The sequence below is a fragment of the Zhihengliuella salsuginis genome (assembly GCF_014651715.1).
In the GTDB taxonomy this organism is placed as follows: domain Bacteria; phylum Actinomycetota; class Actinomycetes; order Actinomycetales; family Micrococcaceae; genus Zhihengliuella; species Zhihengliuella salsuginis.
On record NZ_BMXK01000002.1, the window covers coordinates 157373 to 183613 of the forward strand.

Genomic DNA, 26241 nt, shown 5'->3' on the forward strand with positions numbered 1-26241 from the left:
ACGCCGTCCCCTCCGCACCCAGCGCCGATGGTTCGTGGTGCGCATTCTCGTTCCGGAGAAAGGACTCTATGACTCAGACAGGAACCCCGATCGAAGGTCTCGATCGCGAAGCAGAGGTTGCCGTGTCGCCTTTCAAGCGATTTGCGCAGATCCCGGAAGCCACCGGCGCGTACACCCCCGAAGCGGAGAAGGACGCGTGCGGACTCGCCGTCATCGCCTCCATGCGGGGCGAGCCGAGCCACGACATCGTCGACCACGCCCTGACCGCCCTGCGCAGTCTCGAGCACCGCGGCGCCGTGGGCGCCGACGAGGGCACGGGCGACGGCGCCGGTCTGCTGACGCAGGTGCCGGACGAGTTCTTCCGGGCCGTCGTCGACTTCGACCTTCCGGCCGCCGGCGCCTACGCCGTCGGTTCGGCGTTCCTGCCCGACATCGCCGACGAGGAGGAGACGGCGCGCGCCGGACTCGAGGACTTGGCGGAACAGGAGCAGCTGAAGATCCTCGGGTGGCGCGAGGTCCCGATCGAGGATTCGATCATCGGCGCCGCCGCCCGCGCCTGCATGCCGAAGTTCGTCCAGCTGTTCCTGACCACGGTCGAGGGCACGGGGGAGTCGCTGGCCTCGCTCGACGCCCGGGCCTTCCGGCTGCGCAAGCGCGCCCAGAACAAGTACGGCGTCTACTTCCCCTCGCTCTCCTCCCAGACCATCGTCTACAAGGGGATGCTCACCACCGCGCAGCTCGAGCCGTTCTTCCCGGACCTCTCCGACGAGCGATTCAAGACGAAGCTCGGCATCGTGCACTCGCGCTTCTCGACCAACACGTTCCCGTCCTGGCCGCTGGCCCAGCCGTTCCGCACCATCGCCCACAACGGCGAGATCAACACCGTCAAGGGCAACCGCAACTGGATGCGCGCCCGCCAGTCCCAGCTCCTGGGCGACGTGCTCGGCGAAGTTCCGGAGGAGCTCTTCCCGATCTGCACCCCCGGCGCCTCGGACTCCGCGTCCTTCGACGAAGTGGCCGAGCTGCTCATGCTCTCGGGCCGGCCGATCACGCACGCCGTCATGATGATGGTGCCGGAGGCGTGGGAGAACCACGAGACGATGGACCCGGCCCGCCGCGCCTTCTACGAGTACCACTCCATGCTCATGGAGCCCTGGGACGGCCCCGCGGCCGTCTCCTTCACCGACGGCAAGCAGGTCGGAGCCGTCCTGGACCGCAACGGCCTGCGCCCGGCGCGCTACTGGGTCACCGACGACGGCCTCGTCGTGCTGGCCTCGGAGGTCGGCGTCGTCGACCTCTCCGACAAGACGATCGTCTCCAAGGGCCGCGTGTCGCCGGGCAAGATGTTCCTGGTCGACACGGAGGCCGGCCGCATCATCGACGACAGCGAGATCAAGCAGGAGATTGCCGAGTCGGAGCCGTGGGCCGACTGGGTCAAGCAGAACCTCGTCAACCTCGCCGACCTGCCGGAACGCGAGCACGTCGTGCACAACACGGCATCGATCCAGCTGCGCCAGAAGACCTTCGGATACACCGAGGAGGAACTGCGCATCCTGCTGAACCCGATGGCGAAGAACGGCGCCGAGCCGCTCGGGGCCATGGGCTCCGACACGCCCATCGCGGTTCTCGCGAAGCGGCCCCGCCTGCTCTTCGACTACTTCTCGCAGTCCTTCGCCCAGGTGACGAACCCGCCGCTGGACGCGATCCGCGAGGAGCTCGTCACCAGCATGAAGTCGTCCATCGGCCCGGACGGCAACCTGCTGTCCCTGGAGCAGGTCCGCGAACCGCAGATCGCCCTGGACTTCCCGGTCATCACCAACGACGAGCTGGCCAAGATCGCCAACATCCGCGACGAATCCGGCGCGAAGTCTGCGCTGAAGGTCCGCGGCCTGTACCGCCCGGCCGGCGGTCCGGACGAGCTCAAGCAGCGTCTGCAGGAGATCTGCGAGAAGGTCTCGGCCGCCATCAACCGCGGCGTGAAGTACGTGGTGCTCTCCGACCGCGACTCGAACGCCCAGTGGGCGCCGATTCCGTCGCTGCTGCTGACCAGCGCCGTGCACCACCACCTGCTCAAGAGCGCCAACCGCACCAAGGCCTCGCTGATCGTCGAGGCCGGAGACGTGCGCGAGGTGCACCACGTCGCAGTGCTCATCGGCTACGGCGCCTCGGCCATCAACCCGTACCTGGCGCTCGAGACCGTCGAGGAGATGGCCCTCCACGGCGAACTCGGCGACGTGGCCCCCGAGGCCGCCCACACGAACCTGATCAAGGCGCTCGGCAAGGGCGTCCTGAAGATCATGTCGAAGATGGGCATCTCCACGGTCTCCTCTTACTGCGGTGCGCAGACCTTCGAGGCGCTCGGCCTGTCCCAGCAGTTCGTCGACGCCTACTTCACGGGCACCCACTCGCAGATGAGCGGCGTCGGGATCGACGTCATCTCCGGAGAGGCGGCGGCACGCCACGCCTCGGCCTACCCGCACGACGGCAACCAGGACCCGCACCGCCGGCTCGAGGTCGGCGGCGAGTACCAGTGGCGCCGCGAGGGACCGCCGCACCTGTTCAACCCGGAGACGGTCTTCCGCCTCCAGCACGCGACGCGCGAGCGCCGCTACGACATCTTCAAGGCCTACACCAAGGGCGTCGACGACCAGGCCCGCGAGCTCATGACGCTCCGCGGTCTGCTGGGCTTCAAGCTCTCCGAGCGGACCCCGGTCCCGCTCGAGGAGGTCGAGCCCGTCTCGGAGATCGTCAAGCGCTTCTCCACCGGCGCGATGAGCTACGGCTCGATCTCCCAGGAGGCGCACGAGACGCTCGCCATCGCCATGAACCAGTTGGGTGCAAAGTCCAACACGGGTGAGGGCGGCGAGGACATCGACCGCCTCATGGATCCGACGCGCCGCAGCGCGGTCAAGCAGATCGCCTCCGGCCGCTTCGGCGTGACGAGCCAGTACCTGACGAACGCCGACGACATCCAGATCAAGATGGCCCAGGGCGCCAAGCCCGGCGAGGGCGGTCAGCTGATGGGGCAGAAGGTGTACCCGTGGGTCGCCCGGACGCGTCACTCGACGCCGGGCGTGCCGCTGGTCTCGCCGCCTCCGCACCACGACATCTACTCGATCGAGGACCTCGCGCAGCTGATCTACGACGCGAAGCGGTCCAACCCGCTGGCCCGCGTCCACGTCAAGCTCGTCTCCGAGGTCGGAGTGGGCACCGTGGCCGCCGGCGTGACCAAGGCGAAGGCCGACGTCGTGCTGGTCTCGGGGCACGACGGCGGAACGGGCGCCTCGCCGCTGAACTCCCTCAAGCACGCCGGCGCCCCCTGGGAGCTGGGGCTGGCCGAGGCCCAGCAGACGCTGCGCCTGAACAACCTCCGCGACCGCGTCGTGGTGCAGGTCGACGGCCAGCTGAAGACCGGCCGCGACGTCGTCATCGCCGCGCTGCTGGGCGCCGAGGAGTACGGTTTCGCGACCGCCCCCCTCGTCGTCTCCGGCTGCATCATGATGCGCGTCTGCCACCTCGACACGTGCCCCGTCGGCGTCGCCACCCAGAACCCCGAGCTGCGCAAGCGCTACAACGGCAAGGCCGAGTTCGTGGTCAACTTCTTCGAGTTCCTGGCCGAGGAGGTGCGCGAGATCCTGGCCGAGCTGGGGTTCCGCAGCATCGAGGAGGCGATCGGGCACGCCGAACTGCTGCACAAGAACGCGGCCATCGAGCACTGGAAGACCGAGGGCCTCGACCTGAGCCCGATCTTCGAGACCTACGAGGACGTGAACTCGCCGGTGCGCAACCTGCACGGCCAGAACCACGAGCTCGAGAAGCACTTCGACAACAAGCTGATCGAGCTCAGCTCCGACGCGCTCGAGCACCGGCAGCCGGTGCGCATCAGCCTCGACGTCATCAACACCGACCGTTCGGTGGGCACGATGCTGGGCAACAAGGTCACCAGGACCTTCGGCACGGAGGAGCTGGCGACGGACACGATCGACGTCACGCTCAAGGGCCAGGCCGGCCAGTCGCTCGGCGCGTTCATGCCGGCGGGCATCACGCTGCGCCTCTTCGGCGACTCGAACGACTACGTCGGCAAGGGCCTCTCGGGCGGCCGCATCATCGTCCGCCCGGACCGCGATGCCGGGTTCCTCGCCGAGGACAACGTCATTGCCGGCAACGTCATCGGCTACGGCGCCACGAGCGGCGAGATCCTGCTCCGCGGTGCCGTCGGCGAACGGTTCCTGGTGCGCAACTCCGGAGCGACCGCCGTCGTCGAGGCCATCGGCGACCACGGCTGCGAGTACATGACCGGCGGGCTGGCGCTGATCCTGGGCGCGACGGGCCGCAACTTCGGCGCCGGCATGTCCGGCGGCGTCGCCTACGTGCTCGACCTGGACCGCAGGAAGATCAACAAGGACGCGCTCGCCAACGAGGACCTGATCCTGCGGCCCGTCCCGCTGGAGGAGGGCGACGCCCTCCGCGACCTGCTGGTCCGCCATGCCGAGGAGACCGGCTCGGCCCTGGCCGCGAAGCTGCTGGTCGACTTCCAGGACACCCTGGCCCGCATCACGCAGGTCATGCCGCGCAACTACGAAGCGGTACTCGAAACTCGCGCCACCGCGGTGGCGGAAGGACTTGACCCGGACGGCGACGTCGTCTGGAATCGGATTTTGGAGGCTACCCGTGGCTGATCCCCGTGGATTTCTGAAGGTACGCGAACGCCAGACGCAGCCGCGCCGCCCCGTGCCGGTGCGCATCATGGACTGGAAGGAAGTCTACGAGCGCCAGCAGGCCGGGACCCTGCACGACCAGGCCTCGCGCTGCATGGACTGCGGCGTCCCGTTCTGCCACCAGGGCTGCCCGCTCGGCAACCTCATCCCCGAATGGAACGACCTCGTCTACCGGGGCCGCATGGGGGAGGCCTCCGAGCGCCTGCACGCCACGAATAACTTCCCGGAGTTCACGGGTAAGTTGTGCCCGGCCCCGTGCGAGTCGTCCTGCGTGCTCGGCATCAACCAGCCGGCCGTGACCATCAAGCAGATGGAAGCCGAGATCGCCGAGCAGGCATTCGACGACAACAACGTTGAGCCGATCCTGCCGCAGCGCCACACCGACCAGACCGTGGCCGTCATCGGCTCCGGTCCGGCCGGCCTCGCCACGGCGCAGCAGCTCACGCGCGCCGGCCACACGGTCGCCGTCTACGAGCGCGACGACGCCGTCGGTGGCCTCCTGCGCTACGGCATTCCGGACTTCAAGATGGACAAGTCCATCCTGGACCGCCGCCTGGAGCAGATGCGGGCCGAGGGGACGCGGTTCCGCACGAACGTCGCGGTGGGCAAGGACATCTCGTGGGACCAGCTGCGTCGTCGCTACGACGCGGTCGTGGTCGCCACCGGGTCGACGATCCCGCGCGACCTGCCGATCCCCGGCCGCGAACTCGACGGCGTGCACTTCGCGATGGAGTACCTGACCGAGTCCAACCGTTCGGTGGCCGGCGAGGCGGTGCCCGACCAGATCCATGCCAAGGGCAAGCACGTCGTCATCCTCGGCGGCGGCGACACCGGAGCCGACTGCATCGGGACGTCGCACCGCCATGGTGCGGCCTCCGTGACCACGCTGGCCATCGGCAAGGAGCCGCCGGTGGAGCGCCCCGAGCACCAGCCGTGGCCGATGATGCCGACCGTGTTCGAGGTCCAGTCGGCCCACGAGGAGGGTGGCGATCGCACCTATCTTGCGTCTACGGTAGAGTTTGTAGGCGAGGAAGGCCGTGTGACTGGGATCACGGTCGCCGAAACTGAATTTGTTGATGGTAGGCGCCTCCCCAAGGCGGGTACCGAGCGTACGATCAAAGCCGATCTCGTACTCTTGGCTCTGGGCTTCACCGGCCCCGAGCCCGCTGGTCTGCAGCAGCAGGCCGGCACCGAGTTTGATGACCGGGGCAACGTGGCCCGTGACGGTTACTACATGACCAACACGCCCGGCGTGTTTGCTGCCGGCGACGCCGGCCGCGGACAGTCGCTGATCGTGTGGGCCATCGCTGAGGGGCGCGCATGCGCTGCTGCGGTGGACAAGTACCTGATGGGCGAGACCCGATTGCCTGCCCCCGTGGCACCGACGGATCAAGCCATTTCAATGCTCTGACCGGGCATTCTGCAACTGCAGGACTCCCGGACGTGAACGACTGAGAAAAGGCGGTTAGTCGACGTATGCGACGCGCAAAAATTGTGGCAACTTTTGGTCCCGCAATCGGCACCTACGACAAGGTGGTGCAGATTCTCCAAGCGGGTGTGGATGTCGCCCGCCTGAACATGAGCCACGGTGAGCACTCCACTCACGCAGAGAACCTCGCCAACGTGCGCCAGGCCTCGGCCGAGCTGAAGCGCCCCGTGGGCGTCTTCGCGGACCTTCAGGGTCCCAAGATCCGGCTGGGCCGCTTCGCGGACGGACCGCACGTGCTGGAAGTCGGCGACACCTTCACCATCACGGTCGAGGACATCGAGGGCACGAAGGACATCTGCTCGACGACCTTCAAGGGCCTGCCGGGCGACGTCAACGTCGGCGACCGCCTCCTGATCAACGACGGCCGGGTGGCCCTGCGGGCCACCGAGGTCGACGACGTCAAGGTCGTGACCGAGGTCGTCGTCGGCGGCGAGGTCTCCAACAACAAGGGCATCAACCTGCCCGGTGTCGCCGTCAACGTCCCCGCGCTGAGCGAGAAGGACGAGGACGATCTGCGCTGGGCCATCCGGGCCGGCGTCGACATGGTCGCCCTGTCCTTCGTCCGGAACGCGGCCGACATCGACCGCGTCCACGAGATCATGGACGAGGAGGGTCGCCGCCTCCCGGTGATCGCCAAGATCGAGAAGCCGCAGGCCGTCGACAGCCTGGAGGAGATCATCGACGCGTTCGACGCCATCATGGTCGCCCGCGGCGATCTGGGCGTCGAGCTGCCGATCGAAGAGGTCCCGCTGGTGCAGAAGCGCGCCGTCGAATTGGCGCGCCGCTGGGCCAAGCCGGTCATCGTCGCGACCCAGGTGCTCGAGTCGATGATCGAGAGCCCGCTGCCCACCCGGGCCGAGGCCTCGGACTGCGCCAACGCCGTCCTCGACGGTGCGGACGCGGTCATGCTCTCGGGCGAGACGAGCGTCGGGGCCTACCCGATCAAGACCGTCGAGACGATGTCCCGCATCATCCAGAACACCGAGGAGCACGGCCTGCGCCGGATCCCGCCCCTGGGATCGCGTCCGCGCACCCGTGGTGGCGCCATCACGCGTGCCGCCGTCGAGGTCGCCGATCAGCTGGATGCGAAGTTCATCGTCGCCTTCACGCAGTCCGGCGACTCCGCACGTCGTCTCTCGCGGTTGCGCCCCAAGCAGCCGATCCTCGCGTTCACGCCGCTCAACCACACGTTCAGCATCATGTCGCTGTATTGGGGCGTCCAGCCCCGCGTGGTCGAGTACGCGGACCACACGGACAAGATGACGGCCCAGGTCGACAAGTCCCTGCAGCTCGAGGGCCTGGCCAATGTGGGCGACCTCGTCTGCATCGCGGCCGGTTCCCCTCCCGGAACGGCGGGCTCGACGAACTCGCTGCGCGTGCACCGCGTGGGCGATGTTGCGGATGCGGGCGAGCTGCTCGAGGGGCAGGAGCCCCCGGCGCGCGAGAAGGTCGGGCCGTGGCGCACCCGCGAGGAGGCGCTCGACGACCTCGTCACCTACATGCGGGGCGACGACGACCGCACCAGCTAGTCGTCCGGCTTCCGATGCCGCGAGGCGGGTCCCGACGGGGCCCGCCTCGCGGCGTTAAAGCGTCAGGCCGCCTCCAGCGGGTGCTGGAGGCGGCCTGACGGCGTCGGGGGAGAGGGCCCGGCTACTTGACCTGAGCGAGGATCGTCTCGGCGACCTCGCGCATGCTCAGGCGGCGGTCCATCGACGTCTTCTGGATCCAGCGGAACGCCTCGGGTTCGGTCAGGCCCATCTTCGTGGTCAGCACGCTCTTGGCGCGCTCGACCAGCTTGCGCGTCTCGAACTGCTCCTGGAGGGTCCCGACCTCGTTCTCGAGGGCGATGATCTCGTCGTGGCGCGCGGCCGCGAGCTCGATCGCCGGGATCAGATCCGACGGGGTGAAGGGCTTGACGACGTAGGCCATGGCGCCGGCCTCGCGGGCGCGCTCGACGAGCTCCTTCTGGCTGAACGCGGTCAACAGGACCACCGGGGCGATCCGCTCCTTGACGATGGTCTCCGCGGCGGTGATCCCGTCCATGACCGGCATCTTGACGTCCATCAGAATCAGGTCCGGCTTGTGCTCGCGAGCCAGTTCCACGGCCTTCTCGCCGTTGTCGGCCTCGGCGACGACGTCGTAGCCCTCGCCCTTCAGGATCTCGACGATATCGAGCCGAATGAGAGTCTCATCCTCGGCGACGACGACCCGGCGTGCGGGGGTCGTCGTTTCTTCTGTGGGAGTTTCAGACATGGATTGTCCTCCTGGTGTGCCCGGCGGGCGTTGATGAGATACGACGATTCTGCCTACAAGCCTATCGGGATGTAGAGTAGTTTTCCGCAACAGCGCGGGAGGAACGACTCACGAGTCGTCCGAACGTCGCGTTTGCGCCCGAGTGGCGGAATGGCAGACGCACCGCACTCAAAATGCGGCGGGTAAAACCGTGTGGGTTCGAGTCCCACCTCGGGCACAGCACGTGCAGCCCCGGTCTTCTCCGGGTTGGCAGCCTCGGCTTCGCGGCCGGGGCTTTTTCTTTCGCACTAGATCGGCCGCGCTCGGCGGCCGGTCCCCGTCCGACGTGCCCCGGTTCATGTGCGTGGCCTATGGTGGGCCCCATGACCCGTATGCGCTACTACGTCGCCGCATCCGTCGACGGCTACATCGCCGACGAGCAGGACCGGCTGGACTGGCTGACCCCCTTCGACTCGACGCCCGGCCTCGAGGAGGCCATCGGCGGCTTCATCGAGCAGATCGGCACCATCGCGATGGGGGCCGACACCTACGCCTGGCTCGTCGCCCACAGCCCGGGCGAATGGCCGTACGGGGCCATCCCGACGTGGGTCTTCACGCACCGCGAGTTGCAGGCCGTGCCCGACGCCGACATCACCTTCGTGCGCGGCGAGCCCTCCGAGTGGGTCCCGGACATCAAGGACGCGGCCGGCGGCAAGGACGCCTGGCTCCTCGGCGGCGGTTCGCTGGCCGGCCAGCTCATCGAGAGCGGCCTCCTCGACGAGCTCATCCTCACCACCGTCCCAGTCGTCCTCGGCGGCGGGCGCCGCCTCTTCGCGACCCGCGGCTCGGTCTCCCTGACGCTGACGAACCGACGGGCGTTCGCCGACGGTGTCGTCGAGGACACGTACGACGTCGTCAAGCCGCCGGGCGCGCCGCGGCAGCACTGATCCGCCACGCGTTCCAGACGCCCCTTCGGCGTCGTCTTCACGTAGGCTGTCCGGGTGAGCAGTTCAGCCCAGACCTCCAAAGCCAGAGCATCTTCCACCCCTGCCGGGAACGGCGCGGACGGCCCGCAGCGCCTCCTCGTCATCGACGGCCACTCGATGGCCTTCCGGGCGTTCTACGCCCTGCCGGCCGAGAACTTCGCCACGGACACCGGCCAGCACACCAACGCCGTGTACGGCTTCGTCTCGATGCTGATCCGGATGATCTCCGACCAGAAGCCCACCCATGTGGCCGTGGCCTTCGACCTGGACACGCCGACGTTCCGCTCGGAGGAGTACGCGGAGTACAAGGGCGGCCGGAACAAGACGCCTGAGGAGTTCTACGGCCAGATCGACCTGATCCAGAAGGTCATGGAAGCGATGAACATCCCGCACCTGAGCCTCGACGGGTACGAGGCGGACGACATCATCGCCACGCTCGCCGCGCGCGGCGAGGACGCGGACGCGGAGGTCCTCGTCGTCTCCGGCGATCGTGATGCGTTCCAGCTCATCAACGACAAGACGCATGTGCTGTATCCGAAGAAGGGCGTCTCCGACATCCCGCCGATGGATGCGGACGCGGTCGAGTCCAAGTACTTCGTCCGCCCCGAGCGCTATTCGGATCTGGCCGCCCTCGTCGGCGAGACCGCGGACAACCTCCCCGGCGTCCCCGGGGTAGGGCCGAAGACGGCGGCCAAGTGGCTGAACCTCTACGGCGACCTGGAGGGCGTCTTCGAGAACATCGACTCCATCAAGGGCAAGGTCGGCGAGTCCCTGCGCGCACACGTCGACGACGTCAAGCGCAACCGGAAGCTCAACCACCTGCTGCGCGATCTCGAGCTGCCCGTCGCCTTCGATGCGCTCACCCTCGACCGCCCGAACCGCGAGGCCGTCGAGGAGCTCTTCGACGCCCTGCAGTTCAACACCCTGCGCAAGCGGCTCTTCGACCTCTTCGGCGAGGAGGAGGAGGCCGTGGAGGAGGACCCGATGCCGGAGTCCGAGCGCCTCGACACCGCGGACGGCATCGACGCGTGGTTCGCGTCCCGCGCCGGTCAGACCTTCGGCCTGCACCTCGCCACCGTGCAGTCGTCCGGGGGAGCGCACGACGTCGTCGGGCTGGCCTTCGCGGCCGACGGGGCGACCGCGTACGTGGACCTCGAGCACGCGGACCAGGCCACCGAGGAGGCGCTGGCCGCCATCCTCGGCGCCGCCGGCGTGGCGAAGGCCGTGCACGACTTCAAGCTGGCCTACAAGCTGCTGGGCGAGCGCGGAATCGACCTGGCGGGCGTCGTCGACGACACGATGATCTCCGCGTACCTGATCCAGCCGGACCGGCGCAGCCACGAGCTGGCCGACATCGCGCAGGTCCACCTGCGGCTGACCCTCGACGCGGCGGACGACGCGGACGACGGCCAGCTCGCCCTCGGCCTCGAGGACGACGCGGCGGTCCCGGCCGTGCGCGCCGCCTACATCGTGCGGCTGCTGACCCTCCACCTGGCCGGCCAGGTCGTCGAGCACGGCGCGAGCGGCCTCCTGACGGAGATGGAGCTGCCGCTGGCCGTCACGCTGGCCCACATGGAGCGGACCGGCATCGCGGTCGACGGCGAGAAGCTGGACGAGCTCCTCGGCGACTTCACCAAGACCATCGAGGCCGCCACCAAGGAGGCCTACGACGCGATCGGGCACGAGGTGAACCTCAGCTCGCCGAAGCAGCTGCAGGGCGTCCTCTTCGACGAACTCGAGCTGCCGAAGACCAAGAAGATCAAGACCGGGTACACGACGGACGCGGACTCGCTGCAGGACCTGCTGGTCAAGACGCAGCACCCGTTCCTCGTGGCGCTCATGGCCTACCGCGACGCGACCAAGCTCCGGCAGACGGTCGAGGGCCTGCGCAAGGCCGTCGGCGACGACGGCCGCATCCACACGACCTACGCCCAGACCGTCGCGGCCACGGGGCGCCTGTCCTCGCTGAACCCGAACCTGCAGAACATCCCGGTCCGCAGCGAGGAGGGCCGCCGGATCCGCGGCGTCTTCGTCGTCGGCGACGGCTACGAGACCCTGCTGACCGCGGACTACTCGCAGATCGAGATGCGCATCATGGCGCACCTCTCCGGCGACGAGGGCCTCATCCAGGCCTACCGCGACGGCGAGGACCTCCACCGGTTCGTCGGCTCGCACGTCTTCGACGTCGCTCCCGAGGACGTGACCTCCGAGATGCGCTCCAAGGTGAAGGCGATGTCCTACGGGCTCGCCTACGGCCTGAGCTCGTTCGGGCTGTCGAAGCAGCTGAAGATCTCGGTCGACGAGGCCCGGAGCCTCATGAAGGACTACTTCGACCGTTTCGGCGCGGTCCGCGAGTACCTGCGCGGCGTCGTCGGGCAGGCCCGGCAGGACGGCTTCACCTCGACCATCGAGGGCCGTCGCCGCTACCTGCCGGACCTCGGAAGCGACAACCGTCAGCTGCGGGACATGGCGGAGCGGGCCGCGCTCAACGCGCCGATCCAGGGCTCGGCCGCCGACATCATCAAGCGGGCGATGCTCGGCGTGCAGGCCGGCATCGACGAGGCCGGGCTGGCCTCGCGCATGCTGCTCCAGGTGCACGACGAACTCGTGTTCGAGGTGGCCGAGGGCGAGCTCGAGCCGCTCGAGACGCTGGTCCGGGAGAGGATGGCCGCCGCCGCCGAACTGGCGGTGCCGCTCGAGGTCCAGGTCGGCATCGGACGCAGCTGGCACGACGCCGGCCACTAGGGCACGGGCAGAGAGGGAGGCGAGCCGTGGAGTCCCTTCGATTCGAGGAGTTCACCGTGCCGGGGCGGCCCGGCGACAGCGACGAGCGCGTCGCCGACTGGGTGCGCGCGACCGACCTGGGCTTCTACGACAAGGAACGCGACGCCGAGGCGATGCAGCGCGTCGTCGACGCCCTGCGCGCCCGCGGCACGCGGCTCGTCGGCGTGTACGACGACGGCGCCGCGCCGCCGTCGTTGGCCGCGACCCTGCCCGTGGCGACCTTCGCCGAGTTCGCCGGCGAGTTCACGGTCGGTCCGAACGCGGCGGTGCCGGCCCACCAGATCTCGGACGTCACCGTGCGGGCGACGCACCGGCGCCGCGGCCTGTTGCGGCGCATGCTGGAGGACTCCCTGTCCCGTGCCGCGGCCGCCGGAGCGGCCGTCGCCGTGCTCACCGCCTCCGAGGCGGGGATCTACGGGCGCTTCGGCTTCTCGCCCGCGGCGCACAGCCAGCCGGTCCGCGTCGACGTCCGGAGCGGTCTCCGGCTGCGGCCGGAGGCGCGGGCGCTCGTGGACGGTGCCGGCGGCCGCGTCGTGGACGTGCATCCGCGCGACCTGGCGGGGATCCACGATGCCGTGTTCGCCGGTTTCCACGCCGCCTCGCGCGGATCGGTGACGCGTTCCTACGACGACGTCCAGCGGGTCACCGGCCGCTGGGGCCCGGACGGCCGCGGGGCGGCCGACGACCTCCGCGGCTACGCCTACCACGCCGCCGACGGCCGTCCGCTGGGGTTCGCGACGGCCCGGTTCGGAGGGTGGGACAAGACGCCGAAGGAGCTGCGCGTCGTGGACCTCGTCGCCGGCGACCCCGCCGCCGAGCTGGCGCTCTGGGATCACCTCGGCGCCCACGACCTGGTGCAGGTGCTGACCTTCGGCCGGGCGCGCGTCGACGACCCGCTGCGGTGGGCCCTGGCCGACCCCCGGGACGTCAAGACCCGCGACGTCGAGGACTCGCTCTGGGTGCGGCCGCTGGACCTGCCGGCCATCGTCCGGGCGTCGGAGTTCGCCGCCGACGGGCGGATCGTCCTCGACGTCGAGGACAGCCTCGGATACGTCGACGGCACGTGGGTGCTCACCGTCGACGGCGGCGCCGCCTCGGTGCGCCGCGCCGGGGAGGGGGCCCCGGGCCCGGCCGGCGCCGCGGAAACCGTGCGGGTCGGCGTCGAGACGCTCGGCTCCCTGCTGACCGGGGCGATCGAGCCCTGGCAGGCGGAGGCCACAGGTCGACTCGCCGGCGGGGAGCGCGGCGCAGCGGCGATGCGCAGGATCTTCGGCGGCAGGCCGCGGCCGATGAACCACACGTTCTTCTGACCGCCGCCGGTGCCGAATGCGCTTTGACCCCCTCTCGGCTGAGCGCTAGAATAATCGGGCATGTCTACGTTCGCGTGCGCTTGCGCGTGCCCGGACGGACGAGCACAAATTTCAAGATCCACCTCGGAGCATGTCGGGACTTCCGACTGCCCGACTGACGAGACTATCCACATCGGAGCCCCTACTACATGACCATCACCTCCAACGAGAAGACCGGTGCCCCCCAGGTCGCAATCAACGACATCGGCACCGCTGAAGACTTCCTCGCGGCTATCGACGCCACCATCAAGTACTTCAACGATGGTGACCTCGTCGAAGGCACCGTCGTCAAGGTCGACCGCGACGAAGTCCTGCTCGACATCGGTTACAAGACCGAGGGTGTCATTCCTTCCCGCGAGCTTTCCATCAAGCACGACGTCGACCCGGGCGAAGTTGTCGTCGTCGGCGACAACGTCGAGGCCCTCGTCCTCACCAAGGAGGACAAGGAAGGCCGCTTGATCCTGTCCAAGAAGCGCGCTCAGTACGAGCGCGCCTGGGGCGACATCGAGAAGATCAAGGAAGAGGACGGCGTCGTCACCGGCACCGTCATCGAGGTGGTCAAGGGCGGCCTGATCCTGGATATCGGCCTGCGCGGCTTCCTGCCGGCATCGCTCGTCGAGATGCGCCGCGTCCGCGACCTGGCGCCGTACATCGGCCAGGAGATCGAAGCCAAGATCATCGAGCTGGACAAGAACCGCAACAACGTCGTTCTGTCCCGCCGTGCGTGGCTCGAGCAGACCCAGTCCGAGGTCCGCTCCTCCTTCCTCAACAAGCTGGAGAAGGGGCAGGTCCGTCCGGGCGTCGTCTCCTCCATCGTCAACTTCGGTGCCTTCGTGGACCTGGGCGGCGTGGACGGCCTCGTGCACGTCTCCGAGCTCTCCTGGAAGCACATCGACCACCCGAACGAGGTTGTCGAGGTCGGCCAGGAAGTCACCGTCGAGGTCCTCGAGGTCGATCTGGACCGCGAGCGCGTCTCCCTGTCGCTGAAGGCTACGCAGGAAGATCCGTGGCAGACCTTCGCCCGCACCCACGCCCTGGGCCAGGTTGTGCCGGGCAAGGTCACCAAGCTGGTTCCGTTCGGTGCGTTCGTTCGCGTCGAAGACGGCATCGAGGGCCTGGTCCACATCTCGGAGCTGGCCGTCCGCCACGTCGAGCTGGCCGAGCAGGTCGTCTCCGTCGGCGACGAGCTGTTCGTCAAGGTCATCGACATCGACCTGGAGCGCCGCCGCATCTCGCTGTCCCTCAAGCAGGCCAACGAGGGCGTCGACCCGGAGGGCACCGAGTTCGACCCGGCGCTCTACGGCATGGCTGCCGAGTACGACGACGAGGGCAACTACAAGTACCCGGAGGGCTTCGACCCGGAGACCAACGAGTGGCTCGAGGGCTACGACGAGCAGCGTTCCGCTTGGGAGGCCCAGTACGGCGCCGCCCAGGAGCGTTGGGAAGCCCACAAGAAGCAGGTCGCCCAGCACCTCAACGACGACCGCGCCGCCGTCGACGAGACCCCGGCGGAGAAGCCTTCCTCCTCCGCCAGCTTCTCCTCGGACGTCCCGGTCGCCGATGCCGGCACCCTGGCATCCGACGAGGCACTCGCCGCACTGCGCGAGAAGCTGACCGGCAACTAGGTTTCGTCTGCTGCGAGTCAGCGACTGAACCGACGGGAAATCCCCGCGACCACTACGGTGGTCGCGGGGATTTCCTGCGTCTAGGCTGACATCATGAACGAGCCGTCGACGCCCCTGCCAGCCGATCCGCCGTACGATGCACCGGAGCGGGAGATGCTGTTGAACTTCATCGACTACTACCGGTCCGTCATGCTCCGCAAGGCGGAGGGGCTCACCCGCGAGGAGCTCGCCCTCAGCGTCCCGCCCAGCACCATGACGCTCGCCGGGATGATCAAGCACCTCGCCTACGTGGAGCACGAGTGGTTCAGCTACCGGCTCGAGGGCAACGAGTGGACCGAGCCGTGGGGCGGGGTCGACTGGGAGAGCGACGTCGACTGGGACTGGAACTCCGCCGCCCGCGATGCCTGGGAGGACGTCGCCAGCCTCTACCTGCGCGAGATCGACCGCTCCCGCGACACCGTGGAACGCTTCCGGGACCTCGACCAGCCGCTCGCCCGTCCGGACGGCGACGGGAAGCAGGTGACGCTGCGGTGGATGCTCGTGCATCTGGTCGAGGAGTACGCCCGCCACGCCGGGCATGCGGACCTGCTCCGCGAGAGCATCGACGGCAGCGTCGGGGACTGAGCAGCGATGAACAACGAACATGAGGACGCGGTTTCCACATGGATCCCGGTACTGAGGGAAGACCGGGAGACTGTTGGATACCTTGAGCCTGACCTGGACTCATCCGGGCAACCAGACTACGACAGGCTTCAGCCGCGAGACGTCTTGGGGCACAAAGTCGGCGGGGCGGCCGACTTCATTGACGGTGAAGAAAGGCTATTGGAGCACGGCATCTCGCACGTGGCGGGCGCGTGGCGGCTCGCAGGGCCGATGCCGGCGATGGCCGCTGCCGGTGCCTGGATGTCCTCCGATCTGACGATTGTCGAGATCTCACCGAACGGGATCATCGCCACCGATCTGCTGGCCGCCAAGTCCCTGACTCCGACTGAGCGAATCACGGTTCCTTGGCCGGACCTTGAGCAGCGCCTGATTCCAGTTGAGTCATGACCCGGCGCGTTCGCGCCGCGAGACCGTGACGGTGAAACGGGGGTCGCGGTCGACCTGCCGGGTCGGACCGACGAGCCGCTCGAGCTGCCCGCGGTAGCGCAGGTGAGAATTCCAGACGCACCAGAGCTCGCCGCCGTCGGCAAGGACGCGCCCGGCGTCCGCGAAGAGCTTCAGCGCGATTCCGGCGTGGACGGTACTGCCCATGTGGAACGGTGGGTTGAGCACGATCAACTCGGCGCTCGCGTCGGGCTGGGCGGCGAGCGCGTCGTCGCGGACGGCCCGCACGCGCTCGGCGACGCCGTTGGCTTCCGCCGTGGCCCGGGTCGAGAGGACCGCGGCGGCCGACTGGTCGCAGGCCAGGACGCGGAGGTCCGGTTGGGAGACAGCCAGGAAGGCGGCGAGGGTCCCGTTGCCGCAGCCCAGATCGATGGCCCGGTCCGCGGGCCGCGCCTGGGCGAGGGCGGGCAGGAGGAGGCGCGACCCGGGATCGAGCTTGGCGCCGCCGAACGTCGCGCCCGTCGCGGTCAGCACCAGCCGGCGGTCCAGCCCGACGTCGTAGCCCGCCGTGCTCGGCCCGGGAGGACCGGGCGCGGGGCGCACCGGCGAGGATGCAGTCAGGACGCGCGCCTTGCGCCGTGCGAGCGACGCGCCGACGCTCGCGAACGACTCGCCCAGGACCTCGTTCATGCCCCGGCTCATGTGCTTGACGCGGCCGCCGGCCAGGACCCGGACCGCATCCTGGGCGCAGGTCGTGATCAGTCGGCTCCAGTCCCGCAGCTCGTCGAGCGAGCGCGGCAGCGCCAGCACCACGAGACGCGTTCCCGTCAGCAGCTCCCGGCCCAGCGACTCGAGGCTGCCCTCCGGAGCGGGCTGGACGTGCCGGTAGGCGCCCTCCAGCCCCAGGGTGCGGGCGTTGGCGTCGATGGCCAGCTGCGACGCGAGCGGATCGGTGTGCACGCGGAGCCCGGTGAGGCCGGCCGCTGCCAGGCCCAGGGTCAGGGCGCCGTAGCGGTCGCCGAGAACGGCGATCTCCTCGCCCGCGATCGGGGCCTCGGCGAGGAGGTCGGAGGCCGTGGCCAGCAGGAGCTCGTCAGCCGAGTCGTGCGCCTGGAGGTTCTCGGCCTCGACGTCGGGCCACCGGCGCAGCCGGGCGAAGATCTCCGCGTGGTTCGGGAAGGTCGGCGTGCCGCTCACAAGTCCACCCACTCGGTCTCGCCGCGCTGCCAGGAGGCGCCGCCGGCGGTGTGCGAGGCCAGGTAGGCGGAGAACGCCTCCTCGACGTCCGCAGCGTCGGCCAGTGCCACGCGGATTCCGGCCCGAACCTGCCCGTCGGGGCCGGGGGAGTAGTCCGTGCCGAGGACCTGGTATCCCGAGGTGCGCAGGTCGTTCTCCAGCCGCGGCGCGATCGTCATCTCCGCCACGACGTCGTAGCGGCGCATCCGCTGCCGGCGCACCAGGCGCGCCTCGTCCAGGGCGGCGGAGACGGACTCGGAGTACGCGCGGACCAGGCCGCCGGCTCCCAGCAGGACGCCGCCGAAATACCGCACGACCACGGCGGCGACGTCGGAGAGGTCCGCGCCGCCGTCGTGCGTCTCGCGGCGCGTGAGCGCCTCCAGCATGGGGGCTCCGGCGGTGCCCGACGGCTCGCCGTCGTCGTTGCTGCGCTGGACGTCGCGGTCGGCGCCCAGGACGAAAGCGGTGCAGTGGTGGCGCGCGTCGAAGTGGGATCTGCGCAGCTCGGCGACGAGGTCGCGCGCTTCCTGCTCGGTCTCGACCCGGCGCAGATAGGTGATGAAGCGCGAGCGCTTGATCTCGAGCTCGTGGACCACCCCGGCCCCGATGGTGGTGTAGCTGGTGGCCCGCGTCTCGCTCTGATTCACCCGTCCAGCCTACCGGGCGCGGGCTGCGCGCCACGCTCGGTAGGCTGGAGGGCATGACTGAGCAGCGCGAGCACGTGATCGACGTCGGCCTCACCGGCGGCATCGCCTCCGGCAAGTCGACGGTCGCGGCCGAGCTGGCGGCGCTGGGCGCGACGGTCGTCGACGCCGATGCCCTGGCCCGGCAGGTCGTCGCCCCCGGTACCGCGGGGCTCGCCGAGGTGGTCGCCGCCTTCGGCGAGCGGGTGCTCACCGCGGCGGGCGAGATGGACCGCCCAGCGGTCGGCGCCCTCGTCTTCGGCGACGACGGCGCCCGCGAGAGGCTCAACGGCATCATCCATCCGCGCGTGCGGGCGGAGGCGTCCCGGCTGCGGCGGGAGGCGATCGACGCGGCGGGCGGGGGGCGGGCCGTCGTCGTGCAGGACATCCCGCTGCTCGTCGAGACGGGGCAGGCGGACCGGTTCGACTACGTGGTCGTGGTGCAGGCGCCGCTCGAGGAGCGGGTGCGCCGGATGGTGGCCGACCGCGGCATGACCGAGGCGGACGCCCGCGCCAGAATCGCCGCGCAGGCCACGGACGAGGAGCGGGCCGCCGTCGCCGACGCCCTGCTGCGCAACGACGCCACCCGCGACGACCTCAGGCGCGCGGTCCGCCGCGTGTGGACCGAGCTGACGGGGGAGCGGGCGTGAGCGCGGCGCCGGAGCAGGTCCCCTTCCAGTTCGGTCCGGGCATGAGGTGGGTGCGCCGGCTCTTCGCCGTTGCCGGCCTGCTCCTGGCGGGCTGGCTCGTCGTCTGGCTCGGGTTCGGCGGCCGCGCCGGGTTCGTCGCCGGCGAGCCGTACGGGGCACCGGTCGTGGCGGGGGCCTGGCTCGGCCTGTCGTCGGTGGCGGTGGCCGCCGTCGCGGGACTGCTCTTCGTCCAGCAGATCGCGATCGCCATCCTGACGAGGGTCGACGCAGGCCCGGTGTTCACCGGATTCCTGGGCGGCCGCGCGCACCGCGGCGGACGTCGCCACGGCCCGATTCCGCCTTCGAAGAAAAGTTCGAATCAGCGGGTGCCGGGGCCGCCCCCGCAGGGGTAGCCTAGGGGCATGAGTCTTGCCCAGGACATCCAGCGCGTCGTCGCCCCGTTCGAGGTCATCAGCGAGTTCGACCCCGCCGGCGACCAGCCGGCGGCCATCGAGGAGCTGACCGAGCGCATCAATGCCGGCGAGAAGGACGTCGTCCTCCTCGGCGCGACCGGCACCGGCAAATCCGCGACGACCGCCTGGCTCGTGGAGAAGCTGCAGCGTCCCACCCTCGTCATGGTGCAGAACAAGACGCTCGCCGCCCAGCTGGCGAACGAGTTCCGCGAACTGCTGCCGAACAACGCCGTCGAGTACTTCGTCTCCTACTACGACTACTACCAGCCGGAGGCGTACGTCCCGCAGACGGACACCTTCATCGAGAAGGACTCCTCGGTCAACGAGGAGGTCGAGCGCCTGCGGCACTCGGCGACGAACGCGCTGCTGACCCGGCGGGACGTCATCGTCGTGGCGACCGTCTCCTGCATCTACGGCCTCGGGACGCCGGAGGAGTACGTCTCCGGCATGGTGACGCTCAAGAAGGGCATGGAGCTCAACCGGGACGACCTGCTGCGGCACTTCGTGAACATGCAGTACTCGCGCAACGACATGGACTTCCAGCGCGGCACCTTCCGCGTGCGCGGCGACACGGTGGAGATCATCCCGGTCTACGAGGAGCTGGCGATCCGCATCGAGTTCTTCGGCGACGAGATCGAGAACGTCTACACCCTCCATCCGCTGACCGGCGAGATCGTCCGCGAGGAGGAGGAGATGTACGTCTTCCCGGCCAGCCACTACGTGGCCGGACCCGAGCGGATGAACCGGGCGATCACCAAGATCGAGGACGAGTTGCGCGTCCGGCTCGAGGCGCTGGAGGGCCAGAACAAGCTCGTCGAGGCCCAGCGGCTGCGCATGCGCACCACCTACGACCTCGAGATGATGCAGCAGATGGGCTTCTGCAACGGCATCGAGAACTATTCGCGGCACATCGACGGCCGCGGCACCGGTTCGGCACCGCACTGCCTCATCGACTACTTCCCCGACGACTTCCTCCTCGTCGTCGACGAGTCGCACGTGACCATCCCGCAGATCGGCGCCATGTACGAGGGCGACATGTCGCGCAAGCGCACCCTCGTCGATCACGGGTTCCGTCTCCCTTCCGCCATGGACAACCGCCCGCTGAAGTGGGACGAGTTCCTCGAGCGCATCGGCCAGACCGTCTACCTGTCGGCGACGCCGGGAAAGTACGAGCTCAGCCAGTCCTCGGGCGTCGTCCAGCAGATCATCCGCCCGACCGGCCTGGTCGATCCGGAGATCAAGGTCAAGCCGACCAAGGGCCAGATCGACGATCTGCTGGGGGAGATCCGCGAGCGCACCGAGCGCAACGAGCGCATCCTGGTCACGACGCTGACCAAGCGGATGGCCGAGGATCTGACCGGCTACCTCACCGAGCACGGCGTCAAGGTCGAGTACCTGCACTCCGACGTCGACACGCTCCGCCGCGTCGAGCTGCTGCGCGAGCTGCGCATGGGCACCTTCGACGTCCTGGTCGGCATCAACCTGCTGCGCGAGGGCCTGGACCTGCCCGAGGTCTCGCTGGTCGCGATCCTCGACGCGGACAAGGAGGGCTTCCTGCGCTCCAGCACGTCGCTCATCCAGACCATCGGCCGCGCGGCCCGCAACGTGGACGGCCAGGTGCACATGTACGCCGACCGGATCACGGATTCGATGCGCAACGCGATGGAGGAGACCGAGCGCCGCCGCGAGATCCAGATCGCGTACAACAAGGAGCGCGGCGTCGATCCGCAACCGCTGCGCAAGAAGATCGCCGATATCACCGACCAGCTGGCGCGAGAGGACGCGGACACGCAGGCGCTCCTCGAGGAGTTCGACTACGGCAAGGGCAAGCGCGGCATCAACTCGACCAAGACCGAGGCGCAGCGCAAGGTCGAACCGGGCAAGCGCAAGCTGGCCGCGGCCCCCGCGGAGGACCTCGGGGAGCTGATCGCCCAGATGACGGAGCAGATGCACGCTGCCGCTGCCGACCTCCAGTTCGAGCTGGCGGCGCGCCTGCGCGACGAGCTGGGAGACCTCAAGCGGGAGCTGCGGCAGATGAAGGACGCGGGGCACGCGTGACACGGACGACGTGGCCACGGCTGCATGTGCGGTAGAATCGATGGCACGTAGGGGAGTATCCCGAACACTGCGGACGTCAACACGCTGACACACCAACGACGGTCAGCGGCCCAGACACGGGCCGCGATCAGCCGGGCGCAGTGGCCGAACCCGACGATCTGACCGCTCAGGCGGCAGCAGATCACGGGCGGCGGAGAGACTTGCGGCAACAAGTTGTACCCGCAGCGGCCGCGATTCCGGCCGCCCTATGAAAGGTAGTCCGTGTCAGATCAGCTGACCTTCGGGTTCGAAGCCGTTTCGCTTACGGTGCTCGGCCTCATCCTGCTCTTCGACCTCCTCTATGTGGTCAAGCGCCCCCACGAACCGTCCATGAAGGAAGCCGGCCTGTGGGTCGGCTTCTACGTGACCCTGGCCCTCGTCTTCGCCGGTCTCATGTACTGGCAGGCCGGCCCGAAGTATGGTCAGGAGTTCGTCGCCGGCTGGATCACCGAGTACAGCCTGAGTGTCGACAACCTCTTCGTCTTCATCATCATCATGGCCCGCTTCTCGGTACCGCGTAAGTACCAGCAGGAAGTGCTGATGTTCGGCATCATCATCGCCCTGATCCTGCGCGGCATCTTCATCCTGGTCGGCGCCACCCTGATCGAGCACTTCACCTGGGTGTTCTACATCTTCGGCGCGTTCCTGCTGTGGACCGCCTGGCACCAGCTCAAGGACGAGGGCGAGGACGAGGAAGCCGGGGCCAACAACGGCCTGGTCGCCCGCCTGACCCGCAAGCTTCCGATCAGCGACAGCTACGACGGCAACAAGCTGCGCACCACCGTCGACGGCCGCAAGATGTTCACGCCCATGGTCATGGTCTTCATCACCATCGGCATGACCGACCTGATGTTCGCCATCGACTCGATCCCGGCGATCTTCGGCCTGACGCAGAGCGCGTTCATCGTCTTCACCGCCAACATCTTCGCCCTGATGGGCCTGCGCCAGCTGTACTTCCTGCTGGGCGGCCTGATGGACCGGCTGATCTACCTCAAGCACGGCCTGTCCTTCATCCTGGCGTTCATCGGCGTGAAGCTCATCTTCCACGCGCTGAACCACAACGAACTGCCGTTCGTCAACGGCGGCGAGCACATCGAGTGGGTCCCGGATATCTCCACGAACCTGTCGCTGATCGTGATCCTCTCCACGATCATCATCGCCACCGCGGCCTCCCTGCTGTCCAAGAAGGGCCGCGAGGCGGCCGCCCTCGCGCAGCGTGCCAAGCAGGCCGAGCACACCGAACAGGTCAGCGAGGCCGGCTCGGAAGAGAAGTAGCGCACCGGTCGCCGACCGCGCGCAGAACGACGAAGCCGGGTGGCCACCCCGTCAGGGGCGGCCACCCGGCTTTCTCGTTGCCGGTGGCTACTTCTGCTTGGCCGCCTTGGCCGCGGCCTTCATCGCCTTCTTGTTCTGGCGCACCCGCTGCAGCGACGGCTCGTCGACGATGTCGGCCACCGACATGTCGGCGCCGTCCTCGCCGTAGGCGCCCGCGGCCTCGCGCCAGCCGGCCGCCTCCAGACCCCGCTGTTTGCCGAGCAGTGCCAGGAAGATCCGCGCCTTCTGCTCGCCGAAGCCGGGCAGCGCCTTCAGCCGCTTCAGGATCTCCCTCCCGTCCGGATCCCCGGCGGTCCAGATGTTCTCCGCTCGGGAATCCCACTCGTCGCGGATCGCGGCGCACACGGCCTGGACCCGCCCGGCCATGGACCCGGGGAAGCGGTGGACGGCCGGTGTGATGCGGAAGAGCTCCACGAACTCGTCGCTCTTCATGTCCGCGAGCACCCCGGGATCGAGGGTTCCCGCGCGCTCGGCGATCTTGGCCGGCCCGGCGAACGCCGACTCCATCGTCACCTGCTGGTCGAGCAGCATCCCGATCAGCAGCGCCAGGGGATCGCGGTCCAGCAGGCCGTCGGCCTCCGGGTCACCGGTGATGTGCAGGCTCATCGGGCAGCTCCTTCTTTCGATTCCGGCATGGTCATCGACAGCAGCCGGGCGAAGATCCCGGCACCGTCGTCGGCGATGCCGTCGTGGTGGAAATCGGCGGTCTCCCACACGCGCAGCCCCCGCACCCGGGAGGCGGTCTCCAGGCTGAGCTCCCGGTCCACGTACACGTCTTCCGAGTAGACGGCGGCGGCGACGGGCACCGTGTTGGTGGCCAGCACGTCGAGGTCGTAGAGGTCCGGCCAGTCGCCGACGCCCGCCAGAGCCTCCGCCGCCTCCCGCAGGGGGACGAGCGCCGGGTCCGCGGAGAAGAACCACGGGTACACCATCTCTCCCGTCAGGAGCGGGCGCTCGGCGGCGGGCAGGAAGTCCGCGAACTCCTCCGCCACCCGCTCGGCGGCCCACGCCGTGGCGACCGAGCCGTCGTCGTTCCGTCCGAGCGTTCCCTGCCCATAGATCGACTCGTGCATCAGCGCGTAGAGCGGGTTCGCCAGGCGGGACGCCTGGGCGTACAGGGTGCCCAGGAACGCATCGGAGAGCCGCGGCCCGTCCGCCGTCTCGACGAACGCCTGTTCGAGGGCGAAGTGCAGCTGGTGCACGCGCGAGTTCCCGCCGAAGTACTGGCCGAGCATCTGGACGACGCCACGGGTGACGGGCCGGCCGTCGGGCAGGACCTCCGCGACCTCGTCGACGTGCGCGAAGACGCGGTCGAGCGTGTCCCGGTCCTCCGGGTACCAGCCGAAGTACTCGGCGTTCCGCGCCGCCATGCGGGCGTACGTGTGGCGGTAGACGCGGTCCGCGTGACCCGTCACCGCGGCGAGGCCACCGGTGACGAGGCAGCGCTCGAGCCCTTCGGGCGCCAGGGACAGGTAGGAGAGTGTGATGAAGCCGCCGTAGCTCTGCCCCAGGGTGGTCCACCGGTCGACGCCGAGGGCGCGGCGCAGGGCCTCGGCGTCGCGGACGATCGAGTCGGCGCGGAAGTGCCGCAGGTAGGCGACCTGCGCGTCGACGCCGCCGCGCACCGGGAGGCTCTGCCGGTTCACCGGCGCGCTCAGCCCCGTGCCCCGCTGGTCCAGCAGCAGGACGCGGAAGGACTTCGCCGCCTCGCCGATCCAGCCCGACAGGGAGCTGATGCGGGGGCCGGCGCCACCCGGCCCGCCCTGCAGGAAGAGCAGCCAGGGCAGCGCCGCCGGGTCGTCGACGTCGGTGGAGACGATCTCGCGGGCGAACACGGTGATCTGCTCGCCGGACGGATCGCCGTGGTCGAGCGGGACGTCGAGGTAGTGCTCGGTCGCCTTCAGCCCCCGGTGCGCGTGGGTCGCGGCGGTGCGGTGCGCGGTCGCCTGGGCGCTCATCCGGCGGGGTCCTCCGCGGGCGCCTTCGGCGCCTGATCCGCCAGCCGGGTCAGCCCCTCGCCGTCGAGCCGGCGGGTGGTCCAGCCGGACATGGCCTCGGCGCCGAGCGAGTCGTAGAAGCCGATCGCCAGCTCGTTCCAGTTGAGCACCTGCCACTCCAGGCGGGCGCAGTCGCGCTCGACGGCCAGGCGGGCCAGGGTGGCGAGCAGCGCCCGGCCGTGCCCGTTCTTCCGCGCGTCGGGCCGCACGTACAGGTCCTCGAGGTGGATTCCGTGCACGCCCTCCCAGGTGGAGTAGTTCAGGAACCAGATCGCCATGCCGACGACGGCCGGGTCGCCGACCGTGGCGCCGTCGTCGTCGGTGGTGGTCTCCTCGGCGACGTGGGCGAACACCTTCGGGTCCGGGCCGAACAGGTGCTCGTGCAGCAGGGCGCCCGTGTTGCGCACGGCGTCGGGTTCGCGCTCGTATTCGGCGAGTTCGGTGATCAGGGCCAGCAGGACCGGGACGTCGCGCGGCTCGGCCGGGCGGATTCGACACGTGGTTTGAGTCATGCCTTACTTCCTCGTTGCGGGTCGGGACGCATGGCAGCAGGGAGCCGCTGCGCCGCAAGGTCTCGGCCCGATCCTAGCGCGGTCGGGCCGCGCATGGTCAGAGGGGGAACCGGCCCGTCGCCCGGTCCCACACATTCACTGCGGCCGCGACCAGCAGTGCGGAACCGAGCATGTGGAGCAGGACGAGCCCGATCGGCAGCCCGGTGAAGTGCTGCCAGTAGCCGATGCCCGCCTGGGCGAGGAGGACGAGGACCAGCAGCACGAGGCCGCGCCGCAGTCTCGAGATCTGCGCGGTGGCCTGCTGCCCGCGGCGGTAGACCAGGAACGCGGCGACCAGCGTGGCGGCGACCAGGGCGTAGACGGGCGCCGTGTGCAGCCGGGTGACGATCTCCGGGTCGAACGGGTGGCGAGGCGCACCGGAGTCGCCGGCGTGCGGACCGGTGCCGGTCACGACGGTGCCGAGGACGACGGCGGCCGCCGCCGTGGCGAGGATCGCCCAGCCCGCCGCGACGATCCCGGCGGGCGGATCCGCCGGCATGATCCGCTCCTCGCCGCGCCGGTGCATGCGCGTCCGGTTCACCAGCAGCATGGCGAAGCCGACGACGGTCGCCGAGACGAGGAAGTGCAGGCTCACCACCCACGGGTTCAGGTCGGTCCAGACGGTGATGCCGCCGATGAGCGCCTGCGCCGGGATGATGCCGAGCAGGCCCAGCGCGAGGCGGAAGAGCGTCGGGTGCGTGCGGCGCATGTTCCAGACCGCGGCGATCATGGCGACAGCGATCGCCGCGAGGACGAAGGTCAGCGTGCGGTTGCCGAACTCGATCAGCCCGTGGATGCCCATCTCCGGGGTCGGCGTCATGGAGCCCGGCACGCAGTTGGGCCACTCCGAGCAGCCCAGCCCGGACTCGGTCAGCCGCACGGCGCCGCCGGTGACGATGATCCCGATCTGCGAGACCAGGGACGCGATCGCGAGCGCGTGCACCCCGCGGCCGACGCGGGTGGGGAGGCGGTCCGTCCAGGTGGAGACGGTGGAACTCATGATGTGACTC

The 26241-nt window shown here is 69.3% G+C and carries 20 protein-coding genes and 1 tRNA gene; 14 read left to right on the forward strand and 7 right to left on the reverse strand.

The window, feature by feature from the left end; translation table 11 throughout:
- Positions 1 to 68: 68 nt before the first annotated feature.
- The 3 genes from gltB (at position 69) to pyk (ending at position 7736) form a co-directional block, all read left to right on the forward strand.
- Positions 69 to 4679 carry a glutamate synthase large subunit gene (gene gltB / locus IE069_RS02815; RefSeq protein WP_189348599.1) on the forward strand — a complete coding sequence of 1537 codons (4611 nt, stop codon included), beginning with the start codon at positions 69 to 71 and terminating at the stop codon, positions 4677 to 4679.
- On the forward strand, positions 4672 to 6129 hold the full coding sequence (locus IE069_RS02820; RefSeq protein ID WP_189348600.1) for a glutamate synthase subunit beta: 1458 nt from the start codon (positions 4672 to 4674) through the stop codon (positions 6127 to 6129). Before gltB ends, IE069_RS02820 begins: the two co-directional genes overlap by 8 nt.
- A gap of 65 nt (positions 6130 to 6194) precedes the next feature.
- Positions 6195 to 7736 carry a pyruvate kinase gene (pyk, locus tag IE069_RS02825; RefSeq protein ID WP_189348601.1) on the forward strand — a complete coding sequence of 514 codons (1542 nt, stop codon included), beginning with the start codon at positions 6195 to 6197 and terminating at the stop codon, positions 7734 to 7736.
- A 121-nt stretch (positions 7737 to 7857) separates the two neighbouring features.
- Here pyk and IE069_RS02830 read toward each other — a convergent pair whose 3' ends face one another.
- Positions 7858 to 8460, reverse strand: coding sequence for an ANTAR domain-containing response regulator (locus IE069_RS02830; protein ID WP_189348602.1), 603 nt, complete (start codon positions 8458 to 8460; stop codon positions 7858 to 7860).
- Between the two features lie 136 nt (positions 8461 to 8596).
- Here IE069_RS02830 and IE069_RS02835 point away from each other — a divergent pair.
- From IE069_RS02835 to IE069_RS02865, 7 genes are all read left to right on the forward strand, one after another.
- Positions 8597 to 8677, forward strand: a tRNA-Leu gene (locus IE069_RS02835).
- Between the two features lie 145 nt (positions 8678 to 8822).
- Positions 8823 to 9386 carry a dihydrofolate reductase family protein gene (locus IE069_RS02840; RefSeq protein ID WP_189348603.1) on the forward strand — a complete coding sequence of 188 codons (564 nt, stop codon included), beginning with the start codon at positions 8823 to 8825 and terminating at the stop codon, positions 9384 to 9386.
- A gap of 54 nt (positions 9387 to 9440) precedes the next feature.
- The gene (polA, locus tag IE069_RS02845) at positions 9441 to 12170 is read left to right on the forward strand and encodes a DNA polymerase I (RefSeq protein ID WP_189348604.1); all 2730 of its coding nucleotides are present in this window, start codon (positions 9441 to 9443) and stop codon (positions 12168 to 12170) included.
- Between the two features lie 26 nt (positions 12171 to 12196).
- Positions 12197 to 13519 (forward strand): GNAT family N-acetyltransferase, encoded by a 1323-nt coding sequence (locus IE069_RS02850; RefSeq protein ID WP_189348605.1) that lies wholly within the window; start codon positions 12197 to 12199, stop codon positions 13517 to 13519.
- A gap of 188 nt (positions 13520 to 13707) precedes the next feature.
- Positions 13708 to 15183: a 30S ribosomal protein S1 gene (gene rpsA / locus IE069_RS02855; RefSeq protein WP_189348606.1), complete on the forward strand. Its 1476-nt coding sequence runs from the start codon at positions 13708 to 13710 to the stop codon at positions 15181 to 15183.
- A gap of 93 nt (positions 15184 to 15276) precedes the next feature.
- Positions 15277 to 15807: a DinB family protein gene (locus IE069_RS02860; protein ID WP_189348607.1), complete on the forward strand. Its 531-nt coding sequence runs from the start codon at positions 15277 to 15279 to the stop codon at positions 15805 to 15807.
- A 6-nt stretch (positions 15808 to 15813) separates the two neighbouring features.
- Positions 15814 to 16233, forward strand: coding sequence for a hypothetical protein (locus tag IE069_RS02865; RefSeq protein WP_189348608.1), 420 nt, complete (start codon positions 15814 to 15816; stop codon positions 16231 to 16233).
- Here the strand turns inward: IE069_RS02865 and IE069_RS02870 are convergent.
- Positions 16228 to 17427 (reverse strand): class I SAM-dependent methyltransferase, encoded by a 1200-nt coding sequence (locus tag IE069_RS02870; RefSeq protein ID WP_189348609.1) that lies wholly within the window; start codon positions 17425 to 17427, stop codon positions 16228 to 16230. The two genes, IE069_RS02865 and IE069_RS02870, sit on opposite strands and share 6 nt — an antisense overlap.
- A complete protein-coding gene (locus tag IE069_RS02875) occupies positions 17424 to 18113 on the reverse strand; it encodes a YigZ family protein (RefSeq protein ID WP_189348610.1) in 690 nt (229 codons plus the stop codon). The genes IE069_RS02870 and IE069_RS02875 overlap by 4 nt, the downstream gene beginning before the upstream one ends.
- 53 nt (positions 18114 to 18166) lie before the next feature.
- On the opposite strand from IE069_RS02875, the gene coaE reads away from it, so the two are divergent.
- The 4 genes from coaE to IE069_RS02895 all read left to right on the forward strand — a co-directional run bounded on the left by coaE (position 18167) and on the right by IE069_RS02895 (position 22623).
- Complete coding sequence (coaE, locus tag IE069_RS02880) at positions 18167 to 18799, forward strand: dephospho-CoA kinase (protein WP_189348611.1); 633 nt, start codon at positions 18167 to 18169, stop codon at positions 18797 to 18799.
- Positions 18796 to 19191, forward strand: a complete 396-nt coding sequence (locus IE069_RS02885; RefSeq protein ID WP_189348612.1) for a hypothetical protein — start codon at positions 18796 to 18798, stop codon at positions 19189 to 19191. The genes coaE and IE069_RS02885 overlap by 4 nt, the downstream gene beginning before the upstream one ends.
- 9 nt (positions 19192 to 19200) lie before the next feature.
- Positions 19201 to 21309 (forward strand): excinuclease ABC subunit UvrB, encoded by a 2109-nt coding sequence (uvrB, locus tag IE069_RS02890; RefSeq protein ID WP_189348613.1) that lies wholly within the window; start codon positions 19201 to 19203, stop codon positions 21307 to 21309.
- A 261-nt stretch (positions 21310 to 21570) separates the two neighbouring features.
- Positions 21571 to 22623, forward strand: a complete 1053-nt coding sequence (locus tag IE069_RS02895) for a TerC family protein (protein WP_229790904.1) — start codon at positions 21571 to 21573, stop codon at positions 22621 to 22623.
- Positions 22624 to 22710: 87 nt separating this feature from the next.
- Here IE069_RS02895 and IE069_RS02900 read toward each other — a convergent pair whose 3' ends face one another.
- From IE069_RS02900 to IE069_RS02915, 4 genes are all read right to left on the reverse strand, one after another.
- Entirely contained in the window at positions 22711 to 23289 is a 579-nt protein-coding gene (locus tag IE069_RS02900; RefSeq protein WP_189348614.1) for an HhH-GPD-type base excision DNA repair protein, read from the reverse strand.
- Positions 23286 to 24641: an alpha/beta fold hydrolase gene (locus IE069_RS02905; RefSeq protein ID WP_189348615.1), complete on the reverse strand. Its 1356-nt coding sequence runs from the start codon at positions 24639 to 24641 to the stop codon at positions 23286 to 23288. Before IE069_RS02905 ends, IE069_RS02900 begins: the two co-directional genes overlap by 4 nt.
- A complete protein-coding gene (locus IE069_RS02910; RefSeq protein ID WP_189348616.1) occupies positions 24638 to 25192 on the reverse strand; it encodes a GNAT family N-acetyltransferase in 555 nt (184 codons plus the stop codon). The genes IE069_RS02905 and IE069_RS02910 overlap by 4 nt, the downstream gene beginning before the upstream one ends.
- Positions 25193 to 25289: 97 nt before the next feature.
- Positions 25290 to 26231, reverse strand: a complete 942-nt coding sequence (locus IE069_RS02915; RefSeq protein ID WP_189348617.1) for a COX15/CtaA family protein — start codon at positions 26229 to 26231, stop codon at positions 25290 to 25292.
- Between the last annotated feature and the right edge of the window lie 10 nt (positions 26232 to 26241).